This is a genomic window from Clostridium ljungdahlii DSM 13528 (assembly GCF_000143685.1).
Lineage (GTDB): Bacteria > Bacillota > Clostridia > Clostridiales > Clostridiaceae > Clostridium_B > Clostridium_B ljungdahlii.
Genome location: NC_014328.1, coordinates 3,296,817 through 3,314,433, shown reverse-complemented (window position 1 = coordinate 3,314,433; position 17,617 = coordinate 3,296,817). Strand labels below are relative to the sequence as shown.

Annotated in this window: 15 protein-coding genes; 13 read left to right on the top strand and 2 right to left on the bottom strand. The window is 32.5% G+C overall.

Features of this window, described 5'->3' with window-relative positions; genetic code table 11:
- The first annotated feature begins 22 nt into the window (after positions 1-22).
- Entirely contained in the window at positions 23-385 is a 363-nt protein-coding gene (locus CLJU_RS14820; RefSeq protein WP_013239642.1) for a response regulator, read from the top strand.
- A gap of 156 nt (positions 386-541) precedes the next feature.
- On the opposite strand, the gene CLJU_RS14815 is transcribed toward CLJU_RS14820, so the two are convergent.
- The gene (locus CLJU_RS14815) at positions 542-1,711 is read right to left on the bottom strand and encodes an amidohydrolase (RefSeq protein ID WP_013239641.1); all 1,170 of its coding nucleotides are present in this window, start codon (positions 1,709-1,711) and stop codon (positions 542-544) included.
- Positions 1,712-2,042: 331 nt separating this feature from the next.
- On the opposite strand from CLJU_RS14815, the gene CLJU_RS14810 reads away from it, so the two are divergent.
- Positions 2,043-2,963, top strand: a complete 921-nt coding sequence (locus CLJU_RS14810) for a GH25 family lysozyme (RefSeq protein WP_013239640.1) — start codon at positions 2,043-2,045, stop codon at positions 2,961-2,963.
- A gap of 70 nt (positions 2,964-3,033) precedes the next feature.
- Here the strand turns inward: CLJU_RS14810 and CLJU_RS14805 are convergent, their stop codons facing one another.
- Complete coding sequence (locus CLJU_RS14805) at positions 3,034-3,693, bottom strand: helix-turn-helix transcriptional regulator (RefSeq protein WP_406540854.1); 660 nt, start codon at positions 3,691-3,693, stop codon at positions 3,034-3,036.
- A 595-nt stretch (positions 3,694-4,288) separates the two neighbouring features.
- On the opposite strand from CLJU_RS14805, the gene CLJU_RS14800 reads away from it, so the two are divergent.
- The 11 genes from CLJU_RS14800 (at position 4,289) to ade (ending at position 17,542) form a co-directional block, all read left to right on the top strand.
- On the top strand, positions 4,289-5,416 hold the full coding sequence (locus CLJU_RS14800; RefSeq protein ID WP_013239638.1) for a BMP family ABC transporter substrate-binding protein: 1,128 nt from the start codon (positions 4,289-4,291) through the stop codon (positions 5,414-5,416).
- A 17-nt stretch (positions 5,417-5,433) separates the two neighbouring features.
- Entirely contained in the window at positions 5,434-6,972 is a 1,539-nt protein-coding gene (locus CLJU_RS14795) for an ABC transporter ATP-binding protein (RefSeq protein ID WP_013239637.1), read from the top strand.
- On the top strand, positions 6,953-8,047 hold the full coding sequence (locus CLJU_RS14790) for an ABC transporter permease (RefSeq protein ID WP_029169990.1): 1,095 nt from the start codon (positions 6,953-6,955) through the stop codon (positions 8,045-8,047). Before CLJU_RS14795 ends, CLJU_RS14790 begins: the two co-directional genes overlap by 20 nt.
- A 3-nt stretch (positions 8,048-8,050) precedes the next feature.
- Positions 8,051-8,980 (top strand): ABC transporter permease, encoded by a 930-nt coding sequence (locus tag CLJU_RS14785; RefSeq protein WP_013239635.1) that lies wholly within the window; start codon positions 8,051-8,053, stop codon positions 8,978-8,980.
- Positions 8,981-9,022: 42 nt separating this feature from the next.
- Positions 9,023-10,612 carry an N-acyl-D-amino-acid deacylase family protein gene (locus CLJU_RS14780; RefSeq protein WP_013239634.1) on the top strand — a complete coding sequence of 530 codons (1,590 nt, stop codon included), beginning with the start codon at positions 9,023-9,025 and terminating at the stop codon, positions 10,610-10,612.
- An 18-nt stretch (positions 10,613-10,630) separates the two neighbouring features.
- Complete coding sequence (locus CLJU_RS14775) at positions 10,631-11,815, top strand: YgeY family selenium metabolism-linked hydrolase (RefSeq protein ID WP_013239633.1); 1,185 nt, start codon at positions 10,631-10,633, stop codon at positions 11,813-11,815.
- A gap of 75 nt (positions 11,816-11,890) precedes the next feature.
- Positions 11,891-13,993 (top strand): xanthine dehydrogenase family protein molybdopterin-binding subunit, encoded by a 2,103-nt coding sequence (locus CLJU_RS14770; protein ID WP_013239632.1) that lies wholly within the window; start codon positions 11,891-11,893, stop codon positions 13,991-13,993.
- Positions 13,977-14,462, top strand: coding sequence for a (2Fe-2S)-binding protein (locus tag CLJU_RS14765; protein ID WP_013239631.1), 486 nt, complete (start codon positions 13,977-13,979; stop codon positions 14,460-14,462). The genes CLJU_RS14770 and CLJU_RS14765 overlap by 17 nt, the downstream gene beginning before the upstream one ends.
- Entirely contained in the window at positions 14,441-15,274 is an 834-nt protein-coding gene (locus CLJU_RS14760) for an FAD binding domain-containing protein (protein WP_013239630.1), read from the top strand. The genes CLJU_RS14765 and CLJU_RS14760 overlap by 22 nt, the downstream gene beginning before the upstream one ends.
- Complete coding sequence (locus CLJU_RS14755) at positions 15,267-15,758, top strand: nucleoside deaminase (RefSeq protein ID WP_013239629.1); 492 nt, start codon at positions 15,267-15,269, stop codon at positions 15,756-15,758. The genes CLJU_RS14760 and CLJU_RS14755 overlap by 8 nt, the downstream gene beginning before the upstream one ends.
- Complete coding sequence (ade, locus tag CLJU_RS14750; RefSeq protein ID WP_013239628.1) at positions 15,755-17,542, top strand: adenine deaminase; 1,788 nt, start codon at positions 15,755-15,757, stop codon at positions 17,540-17,542. The genes CLJU_RS14755 and ade overlap by 4 nt, the downstream gene beginning before the upstream one ends.
- The last annotated feature ends 75 nt before the right edge of the window (positions 17,543-17,617 follow it).

Below are 17,617 nucleotides of genomic sequence, written 5' to 3'. Positions count from 1 at the left end.
GGGATATAAAGGAGTTTTTAATATGAAAAAGGTACTAATAGTTGATAATTCATCGTATATGAGGATGTTCGTAAAAAAGATTATTGAAAAGGGAGGGTTCCAAAGTATATTTGGGGCATCAAATAAACAGGAAGCAGTAGAGCTGTTCAAGCTTGAAAAACCAGACATTGTGCTTTTAGATTTGAATATGTCTGAGGTTAGGCTGGATGGTGTTGAAGTCCTAACTGATATAATGAAAATTGACCCTAACGCAGTTGTACTTATTATGTCAGCAGTAGGACATGAAGAAGTGAAAGATGAATGTATAAAACTAGGAGCTAGTGGCTATATTAGGAAGCCTTTTCATACTGAAACTTTATTGAAAACATTAGAAGAATATAAATAAATTTAATGAATACATAGTAACCGTATTAGAGAAATCATATGTTTCCCTTATAGTAGATAGTTAAATAACTAAATAGTCTACTATAGGGGAAATTCATTTTTCTATAGTATTATACCTATGCTAAAGCAAATATAAATAGGTCTATGCGGTACATTGTTAATTAGAAATTGTTCTTTCAAAAACAATTTCTCCATTTATGATTGTCTTTACTACTTTTGTATTTACCATATCTAGAGGATCACCGTTTAGTATAATAATATCTGCATCATAACCAGTCTTTATCTTTCCTATTCTATTATCACATCCTAATATTTCAGCAGCATTAGTTGTTATTGATTTTAAAGCATCTAAAGGCTTTAATCCTTCTGAAACTGCAAGTAAAGCTACTGGTCTTAGTTGATCTATAGAATTATAAGGATGATCCGTCATTAATGCTACTTTTATACCTGCTTCTACTAAATGCAGTGCAGAACTATAATTACGTTTTCTAAGTTCCATTTTTATTCTTGGAGTCAGCATAGGACCAAAGGCTACGGGTATATTTTTTTCTTTTAAATAATCGCTTACAAGATGGGCTTCAGTGCCGTGTTCAATAACGAGTTTTTTTATATTAAATTCTTCTGCTATTCTTATAGCAGTGATTATATCATCAGCTCGATGGGCATGAGCTCTTAAAAACATATCTCCCTTTAATAGTGGAATTACTGCCTCTAGTCTAATATTTCTTTCCTTAATTTTGCCTTGTTCCTTTTGTTCCATATAGTCCTGTGCTCTCATAAATAATTCACGTATTAGAGCAGCTACTGCCATTCTAGTTACGGGACAATTTCCTTTATTACCATAGCAGCACATAGGATCTTCTCCAAATGCTATTTTAAGACCATAAGGATCTTTAACTATCATATTATCAATTATATTACCATGAGTCTTTAATACGGTATTGAGCCCGCCTACTGGATTATTACTTCCTGGGCCACTCATAACACAGGTGACACCAGCTTTTACTGCATCCTTAAATGCTATGTCTAGGGGGTTTATTGCATCTATAGCTCTTAAATGAGGTGTTACTGGATTTGAGGTTTCGTTATTATCTAAACCTAGTTTGCCAGTAGCCTCCTCTATAATGCCTATATGTGTATGACAATCTACAAATCCTGGTAATACATACTGTTCTTTAACATCTATTGTCTTTAAATTCTCACATTGGAAGTCTATAGTGTCAGCAATCTGTTGTATCTTTCCATGTGTTATTAGAATGTCCTTGGTAAATTTGCTATAATCGTGATAGTTTGTTAGTAAACAATTTTTTAACAGTATTGGATTCATTCTCTCGCCTCAATTCAAACTAATTAAAAAGTTTTTTGAAAACAATATGTTTATTTGTACAAATATATTGTTTTCAAAAATAAAAAAAATACACAAGTAATATATTGTTTCAGATTTAAAAATTAATTTTATATAATATGGTAATATTAAATTACAGTTGTAAATGTTTATGAATGAAGAGGTTATTATTTATGGAAGTATTCAAACCAATATTTTATTTTGAACAAATTAAAAGTTTCATGAATACACTAAAATGGGGGCATTGGCATAACAGTTACTAGACTCCTTTTGTCCTAAGTATTTAATAAGAATACAATAGGAGGAATGATTTATGAAGATAATGAATGGAATAGACGTATATGAAGGAGATAATATTTCAGATTGGAATGTTATTAAAAATACAGATGGTATTTCTGTAGTAATTCAAAAAGCAACACAAGGTCTATCTCGTGTAGATAGTTTATTAAATTATAGATATCAAAGAATTAAACAGGCAGGACTTAAATTGGGATTTTATCATTACGCAAATGGTAATGATCCAATAGCGGAAGCAAAGCACTTTCTAAAAACTATCTCAGGATTGGAAAGTGACACTGTTCTGTGGCTGGATATAGAGGGAGAGGAAAATTGGAGTAGGAGCAATGCTATTAATTTTGCAAATGCATTTATCAAATATGTACAGTCACAAGGCCGTAAGATAGGAGTATATTCTGGATATGCATTTTATAAAGATTACCTGGCAGGTAATATTTTAGATGTTCCACTTTGGATTGCAAGTTATGGCAGGCAGCCTTCCCTATATCCAGATGATGCTTCATGGCAGTATTCAGAAACCGGGAAATTAAACGGAGCTGTGGGATATGTAGACTTAAATTATTTTATAGAAGATATATTTACTGGAAATGTATCACCTGTTAAGCCAAATACTCTTGTACAGCAGATAAAAGCACTTCAGTATAACCTGAATTTAGATTATAGTGCAAAACTAGCTGTAGATGGGATTGCAGGGAATGAGACTATGGCAGCATTAAAAGGAATCCAGAACATTATTGCTAAGGGTCATAAATCTCATGTAGTGCTGTGGATACAACAGAAACTTGAACAATATGGCTATTTAAAGAAAAATTCCTATACTCCTATGGTTTACGATGAAGCCACTTTTCAAGCTGTAACTAATCTCCAGAAGAATTGGAGAAAAGCTACAGATGGTATTTTAGGTCCAGACACATGGAGTATATTTTTGAATAACTAAATTAAGGAAACTGTGAAAAGAGGTGCACCTCAAATGTTTTATACGTATCTAACATTTGGGGTGCACTTTATTACATGTATTTGTTTAAATACCTGTATATAGTAGGCTCGGAAACCAGGAGAGCTTTGGCTACTTTAACTACAGCCCCTTTCAAATTGAAAGCTCCTTTATCGTATAAATATTTTACTACACAAATCTTTTCATTAGCAGACATGCGTTCTGGAAGAATATTTATTTCAGATATAGCCTCATTGATCATGGTACACAAGAGATCATCCACATTATCATAAAATTGTTCTTGTGTTTTTATGTTTTCATTTTTGCTCACATCGGTATTTGATACAAAACTTAATTTGTCCATTAAATCCTTAACTTTATTATAAGGTTCAACATCTATATTTACACAAAGTAATCCTATTATCTTGTTATCATCATTTTTAATAAAATAGCTTGAAGATTTGAAAGTTTTAAAATTACCTACTGCTTTGTAGTTAGCTGCGTAATTTTTATTTGTATAAATTTTATTCTGAATTATATTGAAAACTAAGTTAGTAAGGGGACTACCTATATTTCTTCCTGTTAAATGACCATTTTTTATAAAAATTATAGAATTGTTAGGAGTAGTTATATCTTGTATTACTACCTCGCAGTTATCTCCTAGAATTTCAGAAATAAATTTAGCTACAGGTATGTATTTTTTTAATAATTCTCTGTTATTCAAATTTTTCACCCCAATTATTATTTAACTTATAACAATAAAGATAATAAATAAAAATAACAATATACCACTTAATGATAAAATTATTAAAATATATAAAAATACTTATTTAGATTATAACATTAAATTCACATATTGAAATATATATTTATAAAATTTTTTATAATATAGCACCTATAATGAAATATACAAACATACATAAATGCTTTTTTTAGAAAATAATAAATTTAATTAAATTAAATACATACAAAAGACTGTAAAAAAATTACCAAAATCATAAAAATGTATACAATACAGCACTATTTTTGACGTAAAAACGAAAAAATATTAATAAATTTATAATTTTACTATTGTATTATTTAAAGTATGCAACTATAATACTTAATATAATAATATATTATTACTATTATAAAATATTATCACAATAAAAATGATAAATAAGCAAAAACACTTTGTATAAAATACCAAAATTATAAAAATACTTTCTCAACCACTAATTACTATATTTTATTTCTAGATATATTTAAAAAGTAAATGAATGATGAACTATATAATTATTCATTTGACTTTTAATAATATTATTCTAAATAATAAGGGGGAACTGATAATGAAGAAGAAAAAAATACTTATCTTTTTACTTGCACTTGTTGTTATTACAGGACTATTTGCAGGATGTTCATCATCTGACACAAGCTCTACGGGAGTAAGTACTACTTCTGAAGGAAAGAAAATAGATAAAGACAAGATAAAAGTTGGCTTTATTTATGATGGTAGTTTAGGTGATGGTGGTTGGGTTGATGCTCACAACGATGGAAGATTAGCACTTAATAAGATGGGAATCAAGACTATATATAAAGAAAATGTTCCAGAATCTCAGAAAGTTGAACCTGTTATAGAAGATATGATTAGCCAGGGATGTAATGTAATTGTAGCAGCTAGCTTCGGATACATGGACTATGTTTATACGGAAGCACAAAAACATAAGGATGTTATATTCCTACATAATGCAGGATATAAAACAGCAGATAATATGGGCGCATATTTTGCTAAATACTATCAATCAACATATTTAACTGGTATATTGGCTGGTATGAAAACCAAGACAAACAAAATAGGTGTGGTAGCATCTATGCCGATACCAGAATTATATAGACAAATTGATGCTTTTGCATTAGGAGTACAGTCTGTTAATAAAAATGCTGTAGTAAATGTAAAGTGGACTCATACTTGGTATGATCCTGCAAAAGAAAAAGAAGCAGGTAAGGCACTTGTTGATCAGGGAAATGATGTTATAAGTGAAGAACAAAATACTACATCTGCATTAGATCCTGCTGAAGAGAAGGGACTTGCAGGTATAGGATTTGATAGAGACAAGAAGAATGAAGATCCTAAAATGTACATGACAGCACCTGTCTATCATTGGGATGTATATTATAAACAGCAAATTAATGATTTAATAGCTGGAAAGTGGAAATCTGAGAAATGGTTAAAAGGTCTTGAGTCAGGAGTTAATGATCTTGCACCAATTAGAGAAGAAAGTGCACCTGCAGGTGGAAAAGAAGCTGTAGAAAAAGCTAAAGCTGATATAATTTCAGGTAAATTGAAGATATTTGCTGGACCAATTAAAGATCAAAAAGGTGAATTAAAAGTAAAAGAAGGTCAGATTTTAGATGACAATTATCTTGAAAAAATAGATTGGTTTGTACAAGGTATAAATGGTGCAAATGAAAAATAGGAAGGAAGTGTATCCTTTTGAATGAAGAATACTATTTAACTATGAAAAATATAACTAAAAAATTTGGTGACGTAGTTGCTAATAACAATGTTAATTTTAATGTTAAAGGCGGAGAAATTCATGCACTGTTAGGTGAAAATGGTGCAGGCAAAAGTACACTTATGAACATGCTGTCAGGAATATATATTCCTGATGGCGGTTCAATTTTTATACATGGCAAGGAAATTAGGTTTAAATCACCTACTGATGCTATAAAATCTGGTATAGGTATGATATATCAACATTTCAAACTTATAGAATCGATGACTGCAATACAAAATATTATTTTGGGAAAGAAAAAAAAGTTATTTCTAAATTATGATAAAGAGGTAAAAAAAGTTCAACAAATAAAAGACAAATATGGCTTTGATGTAGATTTAAAAAAATACGTTTATGATATGTCCGTAGGAGAAAGAGAAAATCTTGAAATCTTGAAAGTAATGTATAGAGGAGCTGATATTCTTATTTTAGATGAACCCACAGCAGTATTTACCCCTCAAGAAACCAAGAAATTATTTAACTTAATGAAAAGGATGAAAAAAGAAGGATGTTCTATTATATTTATAACTCATAAATTAGATGAGGTTATGGAAGTAGCGGACACAATTACTATACTTAGAAAAGGTGAATCTGTAGAAACTGTTACAAAAGATAGTACTACACCTAAGGAATTAGTAGATAAAATGATAGGTTATCATGTAGATTTAGCTATAGAAAGATCAAATACGACTATTGGCAAATCCATATTAAAAGTTTCAGATTTAAACTTAATAAATGATTTGAACATTCCTATACTTAAAAATATAAATTTTGAGATACATGAAGGAGAAGTAGTTGGAGTCGCAGGAATTTCCGGATGTGGTCAGAAGGAACTTTGTGAAGCCATAGCTGGAATTACTAAAATATCTAGTGGAAAAATAGAATTTCAGGGAAAAGACATAACTGATAAAGATGCTTCAAAACTTTCAAAAGAAAATTTAGGAATAAGTTTTATACCGGAGGACAGGCTTGGTATGGGACTTGTAGGATCTATGGATATGGTCGATAATGTGTTTTTAAAATATTATAAAAAACAAAAAGGACTGTTACTCAAAAAAGATGATGTTGAAAAGAAAGCTGAAAAAATTAAAGAGGATTTAGAAGTAAAGACCCCAAGTATACATTATCCAATTAAAAATCTTTCTGGAGGAAATATACAAAAAATACTTTTGGGAAGAGAATTAGGATTAAATCCTAAGTTGATTTTAATGGGTTATCCAGTAAGGGGACTTGATATAAATACTTGTTATACCATTTACAATTTAGTAAATGAAGAAAAGAAAAAAGGTACAGGCATATTATTTGTTGGAGAAGATCTGGATATACTTTTAAGTATTTGTGACAGAATTATAGTTATGTATTCAGGGGAGATAACGGGAAGCTTTGAAAGCAAAAATGTTACAAAGGAAACAATAGGATATAAAATGCTTGGCAATAAGCGTAAGGGTGATGAGATTTATGAAAATGAAGTTTGTTAAAAGAGAAAATATAAGTAAAAATAAAGAAGTGTCTATTAGAATAATTGCCATATTATTAGCTTTTGTTGTAATGGGAATTCTTTTTGCAGCACTTAAGTGTAATCCTATATCAGTTTATATTTCAATGTTTAAAGGTGCCTTTGGAGGTCCCAATCCAATTAAACAGACTATAAATTCGGCTATACCACTTGCAATTACTGCCCTTGGAATTGCAATAGGCCTTAAATTAAAATATTATAACATAGGCGGTGAAGGTCAGATAATAATGGGAGCTTTTGGAGCTGCACTTGTTGCATTTCATTTTCCTAATATGCCAGCTCCTATCCTCATCATTTTAATGTTTGCAAGTGGAATATTATTTAGTGGAATATGGGGATTTATACCGGGGTTCTTTAAAGTGAAATGGAGGGCCAATGAAACTATAACTACCCTTATGATGAATTATATTGCATTAAAATTTGTAACTTATCTTCAATATGGTCCATGGAAAGATCCTAGTTCTTTGGGATTCCCTAAAATGCCTAATTTCTCTTCTAACGCAATACTTCCAAGTGTCTTTGGAGTTCATATTGGATGGATAATAGCTATATTACTTGCTATTTTTGTATATATTTTTTTAAATCACACTAAAACTGGTTATGAGATTTCTGTAATTGGTGAAAGCGAAAATACTGCTAAATATGCAGGAATAGGTATAAAGAAAACTACTTTGATTGCTATAGTACTTAGTGCTGTATTTTGTGGAATAACAGGAGTAATACAGTCTTCTGCCATAGAACAAACACTTTCTACTGAAATAACAGGTGGAGTTGGATATACTGGAATAATAATAGCTTGGATATCAAATTTAAACCCTGTTGTAAGTATTTTGGTATCAATTTTATTTGCAGGTCTTTTGCAAGGAGGATCATTTATCCAGACAGCATTTGGCATACCAAATTCAGTAGCATCAATACTTCAGTCAGTAATTTTATTTTTTGTACTTGGAAGCGAATTTTTTATTAGGTTTAGACTGTCAAAGGGCGATGTAAATGAAAATGATAACGAAAATAAAAAAGTTGTAAATGAGGTGTAAATAATGAATGGAGTAATTAGCTTTTTAGCAGCAGCAGTAGTTGCAGGAACTCCCCTTCTTTTTGCAACACTAGGAGAAATTTTAACTGAAAAAGCTGGAAATTTAAATCTTGGCGTTGAAGGATTAATGCTTATGGGTGCGGTTATGGGATTTAGTATAGGATATAATACTGGAAATCCAATAATGGCTATTTTGGCAGCTATGGCAGCAGGAGCCTTTGGCGTTCTCATATATACGATTTTAACGGTTAACTTAAAAGCTAATCAAACAGTTTCAGGACTAGCTATATCTATATTTGGAACTGGATTTTCTAATTTTGTAGGTAAAAGTATAGTTGGCAAGAATATACCAGTAGGTGTTAAAAGTTTTTTTGAACCTGTAAGTATACCAATACTTTCCCACATACCTTTTATTGGACCAGTTTTTTTTCATCAGGATATTTTAGTTTATCTTGGATATGCAGCTGCAATTATTATGGGAATTTATTTTTACAGAACTTATAAGGGATTAAATCTTAAAGCAGTAGGAGAAAATCCGGCAGCAGCAGATGCCGCTAGTATAAATGTAAACCTCTATAAATATATTCATATACTTATTGGTGGTGCACTTTGCGGACTTGGTGGGGATTATTTATCACTAGCATATGTTCCCAGCTGGCAGGATAATGTTACAGCAGGTAGAGGTTGGATTGCAGTAGCACTGGTTGTATTTGCATCATGGAATCCTTACAAAGCTATTTTTGCATCTTATCTTTTTGGTGGACTTGATATCATTAGTTTTAGAATGAAAAATATGTTTATTTCTCAATATTTTATTGATATGCTCCCATATCTAGTAACTATTATAATACTGGTACTTGTATATATGAGAAAATCAAATAAAAATGCTCCGCCTAAAGCACTAGGAAATGCTTATTTTAGAGAGGAACGTTAGAAAAACATAAGAAGATAATTTAGGATGGGAGATGTCCAAGCTATGAATAATATACTTATAAAAAATGGAACCATCGTAGATGGAACAGGTTCTACACCTTACAATGCAGATATGGCAATTGAAAATGATAGTATAAGCTGCATAGGAACTACTTTAAAAGAAAGTAAATTTGATACTGTCATAAATGCAGAAGGCAAGGTTGTATGTCCTGGTTTTATAGATACCCACAGCCATTCAGATGTAGAAATACTTCTAGATCCATATATGGAGCCTAAAGTTAGACAGGGAATAACTACTGAGGTTTTAGGGCAGGATGGGGTGTCTACTGCTCCAGTACCTAAAAATTATATAAGTTCCTGGAGAAAAAACATAGCTGGACTTGACGGAGACAGTAAGAGGCTTAAATGGGATTGGAAAAATACAAAAGGGTATTTAGGACTTCTTGAAAAGAATAAAACAGCCACTAATGTATCTTATCTTGTACCTCACGGAAATATAAGAATGGAAGCTGTAGGACTTGAAAATAAAGTTTTGGATAAGAGAGACATAGAAAAGATGAAAGAGATAACAGAGAGGGAATTAAATGCAGGGGCTTTAGGACTTTCGTCAGGGCTTATATATATGCCTTGTGCCTATAGCGATGCAAATGAGTTAATAGAACTTTGCAAAGTAGTGGCAAAACATGACAAGATATTTGTAGTTCACCAAAGAAGTGAGGCTGGGGATATAGTAAATTCAATGAAAGAAATAATAAAGATTGGAAGAGAAAGTGGAGTTAAGATACATTTTTCTCATTTTAAAGTATGCGGCAGGAAAGACTGGGATAAAGTTGACAAAATGGGAGAGCTTTTAGACGAAGCTGAAAAAGAAGGATTAGAGATATCCTATGATCAGTATCCCTATTCTGCAGGAAGTACAATGCTTGGAGTTATACTTCCTCCCTGGGCTCATAATGGTGGAACTGACAAATTGCTTAAACGACTTGAGAATAATGAACTTAGAAAAAAGATGATTGAAGATATAGAAAATGGAATTCCGGGATGGGATAATTTTATAGATTTTGCTGGATTTGAAAATATATATGTTACCAGTGTAAATACTGATAAAAACAAAGATTGTATAGGAAAAAATCTTATGGAAATTGCAGACATGAGACATAAAGATCCATATAATGCAGCTTTTGATCTTTTATATGAAGAAGAAAATTCAGTAGGTATGTACGATTATTATGGAAAAGAAGAACAAGTAATAAAGTTTTTAAAGAGAAGAGAGCAGAATGTGTGTACAGATGGACTTTTAGCAGGAAAACCACATCCTAGAGTGTATGGTACATTTCCAAGAATACTTGGAAGATATGTGAGGGAACAAAAAGTTCTTACACTGGAGGATGCTGTATATAAGATGACCTATAAAGCTGCAAAAGCCTTTAATATAAAGAATAGAGGAGTATTACAGGTAGGTAAGAAGGCAGATGTTGTCATATTTTCACAAGATAAAATAATTGATAAAAGTACATTTATAGAACCGGAGCAGTATCCTGATGGAATAGATGCAGTAATTATAAATGGAAGTGTTGTGCTTAAAGGTGGAAATAGAAGCAAGAATTTAACTGGAAGAGTAATAAGAATTTAATATTTAGGGGGCATAAAGATGTTATCTGAGGAAAGAAAAAGTGAAGTAATTGAATTGTGCAAAAAGCTTATAAGAACTAGAAGTTATTCTGGACAAGAAGAAAATGTGGCAAATGTTATAAAAGTCGCATTTAATAATATGGGTTTTGACGACTTTTTTATAGATGATTATGGTAATATAATAGGCCATATAAAAGGTAAAGAAAAGGGAAAGTCCATATTGTTTGATGGACATATGGATACTGTACCTGTAGTGGATGAGAGTGAGTGGACATACCCTCCTTTTGCTGCCCAAATTCATGATGGCAAAATGTACGGAAGGGGAACATCAGATATGAAAGGCGCCCTGTGTGCCATGATATGTGGAGTTTCTTATTTTGCTAAGGATGTTAAGAAGAAGTTTAAAGGTGACATATATGTAGCAGGAGTTGTACATGAAGAGTGTTTTGAAGGAGTTGCCTCTAGAAAAATAAGCGCTAAAGTAAATCCTGATTATGTGGTAATTGGAGAAGCATCAAACTGCAATTTAAAGATAGGACAGAGGGGAAGAGCTGAAATTTTAGTTGAAACCTTTGGAAAGTCTGCTCACTCAGCTAATCCTGAAAAGGGAATAAATGCAGTATATAAGATGAACAAGCTTATAGAGGCTATAAGAAAGTTAAAACTCAGCAGCCATGATTTTCTCGGCGATGGAATACTTGAACTTACAGATATAAAATCTTCACCATATCCAGGGGCATCTGTAGTTCCTGATTACTGTAGAGCAACATTTGATAGAAGGCTTCTTGTAGGAGAAACTAGGAAAAGTGTACTTAAGCCTATACAGAATATTATTACAGAACTTGAAAAACAAGATGAAAATTTTAAAGCTAAAGTAAGTTTTTCAAGGGGGAAAGAGATGTGTTATACAGGTGTGGAAATAGAAGGGGAAAGATTCTTTCCTGCATGGCTTTATGATAGAAAAGATGAATTTGTTAAAAAGTCTTATGATGGTTTAGTAAAAGCTGGAATTAATCCTGAAATAACTCACTATTCTTTTTGTACAAATGGAAGCCATTATGCAGGGGAAGCAGGAATAAAGGCTATAGGTTTTGGACCTTCAAAGGAAAATTTAGCACATACAGTAAATGAATATATTGAAATATCACAATTTGAAAAAGCTGTAGAAGGGTATTATTCAATTCTTAAAGCAGTGCTTTCCTAAGTTGTAGATTTTAGATGAGGTCTTTGTGCTACAAAGTGTAAATTAGGGCAGATTTCTAGAAAGGGGATATTTATTATGGAAAACAATATAAGTGATTCTATAATTAGATTTGATGCAGAAGAAAAGATATCGGGAAAAGCTAAATATATCTCCGATATAGTATATAAAGATGTTTTATATGCAAAAACGCTTCGATCTACTAGAGCAAGAGCTAAAATATTATCTATAAAATTCCCGGAGATTCCTGAAGGATATTTTATTGTGGATAAAAACGATGTACCAGGTAAAATTGGAGATTGGCCAATTTTTGTTGAAGATGAGGTAAATTATATTGGAGAGGGAATACTTCTCGTTGTAGGACCTGAAAAGAAAAAAGTAGTAGATATTATTTTAAGAACAGAAGTAGAGTATGAGGATTTACCTTCAACTTTAACTATGGATGATGCTGAAGAAAAAAATGATACATTTGTAGAGTACAAGTATTCAAAGGGAGACATAGAAGCTGCAGTTAGAGATGCTAAATATGTTTTTGAAAATGAATATAGTACGGGATACCAGGAACATGCATATATGGAGCCACAGGGAATTGTAGGAACTTATCATGATGGAAAGATTACAGTAGAGGGATCTATGCAGTGTCCCTATTATATAAAAGATGCAATTGTACAGGCACTTGATTTTGACTACGATAAGGTTCAGGTAAAACAGGCAACTACAGGGGGAGGATTTGGGGGAAAAGAAGAGTTTCCATCTCTTTTAGGATGTCAAGTTGCAGTTGCATCCTATAAAATTAAAAAAACAGTGAAGCTTGTCTTTGAGAGGAATGAAGATATAAAATCAAGTACTAAAAGACATCCATCAAAAATTAAGCTAAAAGGTTATATAGATGAAAATTATAGAATAATAGGAATGGATGCATATGTTAGATTAGACGGTGGTGCCTACTCTGGACTCTCAAATGTAGTGCTTCAAAGGGCAATTTTTGGAATATGTGGAGTATATGATGTGGCAAATGTAAAAACGAAGGGATCTGTACTTAAGACAAATAAATTAGTTAGTGGAGCATTTAGAGGATTTGGAGCACCTCAATCTACATTTGCAGTGGAAATGTTTGTAGAGTATATGGCAAATAAGCTTAAAATAAATCCAGTTGAGTTTAGAAAAATTAATTACGTAAAAAAGGGAAGTAAGACTTCTACAGGAGGAACTTATAGGGAAGATGTAGTAGTTGATAAGCTTACGGATAAAGTAGAAGAAATGTCTGATTATAATAGAAAATATAAAGAATACATGTCAGAAAATAAATTGAAAGGAATCGGTATGTCTGTATTTTTCCACGGTGGTGGATTTACTGGAAAAGGAGAAAGAGACATTATAAAGACAAAGCTGAAAGTGAGAAAAAACAAGAATGACACTGTGGAAATATTAGTATCTAATGTAGAAATGGGACAGGGCTTAGGTACTACTTTAAGAAAAATAGCGGCAGAGACAATAGGAATACCGATAGATAGAATTATATATAATAAACCAGATACGGATAGGGTACCTAATTCCGGGCCTACTGTAGCTTCAAGAAGTATATTGATAGTTGGAAAACTTATTGAAGAAGCATGCCAGAAAATTAAAGATAAGTGGGATGAGAAGGATGAATTTGAAATTGCAGCTAATTACAAACATCCTGAGGAAATTCTGTGGGATGAAAATAAATTTGAAGGAGACGCATATAATACCAGTGCCTGGGGTGCAAATGTAGTAGAAGTGGAAATAGATCCACTAACTTATGAAGTTTTAGTTAAAGGTATATGGACTGCTTATGATGTAGGAAATGCCATTGATGATAATATTGTTAAAGGGCAAATAGATGGGGGTGTAACTCAGGGACTAGGATATGCTTCTATGGAGGTTCTAAAGCCTAAACAGGGAAAACTGGAACAATCAACTTTTACAGATTATATTATACCAACAGCTGTAGATTTCCCAAGAATACATAGAGAACTTGTAAATAGCCCCTATTATAACGGACCTTTTGGTGGAAAAAGTGTGGGAGAACTGACTATTGATGGAGCAGCTCCTGCTTATGCCATTGCAGTAGAGAATGCACTTAAAAGGCATCTAAATCAAATTCCTGTAACACCGGAATCTATAATGGAGGTAATGGACAATGAAGGTAAACTTTAATTTAAATAATGAAGATGTAGAAATTGAAGCTTCAGGTGTTAAGAGACTTTTAGATGTTTTAAGAGAAGACTTTAAGTTAACTGGAGTAAAAGAAGGCTGTGGACAGGGAGAATGTGGGGCCTGTGCTGTTATAATAGATGGAAAATTGGTTAATTCCTGCTGCTTTCCACTGGCAAATGTAATGGGAAGCAAGGTCTTAACTATTGAAGGGTTGAGAAATACAAAAGAATTTGAAGTACTTGATCAGTGTTTTAAGGAAGCAGGTGCAGTTCAATGTGGTTTTTGTATACCTGCTATGATAATGGCATCTTATGTTCTTCTTATTGGAAATCCAAAACCAAAAGAAGAGGATATAAGACGTGGAATTTCAGGAAACATATGCAGATGTACAGGGTATAATATGATAATTGATGCCATAAAATTAGCTAGTGAAAGAGGTGAGAAGTTGTGGAAAGCTTTAAACCAGTAAATATTAAGGACGCGTTAGATATACTAAATAAAGTAGATGCAATTGTAGTGGCTGGTGGTACTGATGCTATGATAAAGAAGAGAATGGAACCGGGCTTGCTGCCTGATTTTAAAAGTAATGTAGTTTTTATAAATGAAGTAAAAAAACTGAAGAATATTGAAAGAGATGAGGACTATATATATATTGGAGCAGCATGTACCTATAGTGAAGTTTGTGAAAGTGAACTGATACCAGATAGCTTTAGAACTGTAATAGATGGCATAGCCACACCTGCCATCAGAAATGTTGGAACACTGGGGGGAAACATATGTAATGCATCTCCTGCAGCGGATATGCTTCCACTACTTTATGCCCTAGAGGCACAACTTATAATAGAAAGTAAAACCGAAAAGAGAACTATGCCTATAGAGGATTTTATAGTTGGACCGGGGAAAACTTCTTTAAAAAAGGATGAACTTCTTACCTGTATTAAAATTCCAGCAAATGAGCATAATTTATTTTACTATAAAAAGGTAGGAACACGTAAAGCAGCAGCTATTTCTAAGCTCTCCTTTGCTGCATTCGCCAGTGTCTCTGCGGGGAAAGTTGATGATGTGTGCATTGCGTTTGGATCTGTAGGGCCTACAGTTGTTAGAGTAAAAAAAGGTGAAGAGAAAATTAAAAAATTGAATTTAGATAAGGCATTAGAACTTTATGAAAGTTCAATAACTCCAATAGATGATCAGAGATCCACAGCTGCTTATAGAAAAAAAGTTTCAATAAATTTGCTTAAAGATTTTATGAAGAAAGTAGAGGAAAAGTGTAATGAGTAAAAAGGATCACCTATATTATTTAAGAAGGGCAAATGAAATTGCTAAAAATTCAAGAGAACATGGAAATACTCCATTTGGAGCACTGCTTGTAGATAAGGATGGTAATATACTTTTAGAACAGGAAAATATAGAGATAAGCACAGGAGATTGTACGGGACATGCTGAGGCTTCCCTTATGAGGAGGGCATCTCAAAAATATTCTAAAGAATTTTTAGCAGAGTGTACACTATATACTACTTTTGAACCATGTGTCATGTGTTCTGGTGCCATTTACTGGGGCAATGTAAGGACAGTTGTATATGGACTTACTGAAAAAGAACTTCTAAATCAAACGGGAAATGACAAGCAAAATCCAACTTTTGACCTCTCTTGTAGGGAAGTGTTTAAGAAAGGACAGAAAGACATTACTGTAATAGGGCCTTTTAATGAATTAAAAGATGAAATATTAAAAACTCATGAGGGGTACTGGGGGAAAAGTGATTGAAAAGCTATTTGGAAATAAAAAAACTTATAGAATGTGGACTAGGTGAAGTATCCTGTGATTTAAAACTTTCAAATGTTAATCTCGTAAATGTCTATTCTGAAGAAATATATGGTACAAACATCTATATAAAAGATGGCAGGGTTGTGTGCATTGATCCTGATGTTAAGCTTGAAGCTGAAAAATCTATAGATTGCAGTGGAAAATATGCTATTCCAGGATTTATTGATTCTCATTTGCATATTGAAACTACATTGCTTTCTCCTGAAGCACTTTCAGATGTAATAGTACCTAAAGGTACTACAACTCTTTGTGCAGATCTTATGGAAATTGCAAATGTATGTGGAATAGATGGAATAAAAGCTCTGCTTGATTCTATAGAAAAACTACCTTATAGAACTTATATTGAAATCCCATCAAGAGTACCTACAGCTCCGGGCCTTGAAACTACAGGAGGGGTAGTGGAATTAGAAGAAGTTATAGAGGCACTTAGTTGGGACGAGACATTGAGCTTAGGGGAACTTGACCCTTCAAAAATACTGTTTAAAAAAGAAGAATATTTAAAGAAAATTGAGGCTTCGCTTAGTAGAAGAAAAATAATTAATGGGCATGCTATTGGAATAACAGGAAGAGATCTTAATGTTTATGCTGCTTCTGGTATGAGTGATGATCATGAATGTGTATCTTTTGAAGAGCTTCTTGAGAGAATAAGACTTGGTATGGATGTATTTATAAGAGAAGGAAGTTCTGAGAGAAATGTAGAAAAGCTCATAAAGGGAGTTGTAGATAAGAAACTTTCTTTTGAACATCTTATGTTTTGTACAGATGATAAACATGCCAGTGATATAAAAAATGAAGGACACATAAATTATAATGTGAACAAGGCCATTTCTCTTGGGGTTTCTCCTATAAATGCAATTCAGATGGCAACTATAAATGCAGCAAAGCATTTTAGAGTAGAAGATGAAATAGGAAGCATTACTCCAGGAAGAAAGGCGGACATTCTTATAGTAAAAAGTTTAGAAAATATACAGCCATCTATGGTGTTTTTTGAAGGCAAGCTTGTAGCTGAGCAGGAAAATTTAATTTCAAATAAAGTAAGTTCAGAATATCCCAGCTGGATAAAAAATACTGTAAAATTTAAAACTCCAATAACACCAGAATCTTTTAAGATAAACTCCAAATGTAATGATACAACCTTTGTAAATGTCATAGAACTTATTAAAGATCAGATAATAAACAAGTGGATAAAAGTAAAACTTCCGGTAAAGGGAGGACTAATTCAAAATGATGTAGAAGAGGACATTTTAAAACTTGCAGTAGTTGAAAGATACGGAAAAACAGGTGGAGTTGGAATTGGATTTGTAAAGGGATTTAATATTAAAGATGGCGCACTGGCTTCTTCTGTATCCCATGATCACCACAATATAGTTTGTGTTGGAACTGATGATTATAATATGTCTATAGCAGTTAATGAAATTAAGGATATACAGGGAGGTTTTGTATTAGTAAAGCAGGGCAAAGTCATTGGAAAGATGCTTTTACCTATTGGTGGGCTTATGAGTGACCATGATGCAGATTCTGTTATAGAGGAAATTACTAGTTTAAATAATCTTACACATGAGATAGGCTGCACTTTAGCTGCACCTTTTATGACATTGTCGTTTATTTCCTTGCCTACTGTGCCGGAGCTTGGACTTACGGACATTGGGCTCATTGACGTACTTAAACATGAAATAATTTCTACAGAAATTAGAGATAATGAGAAGAATAGGAGTAAATTATAAAATAGCTGACATACTAATCAATTAGTATGTCAGCTATTTTAATACGTATACATGTTTTTAAACAGCCGGTAATTG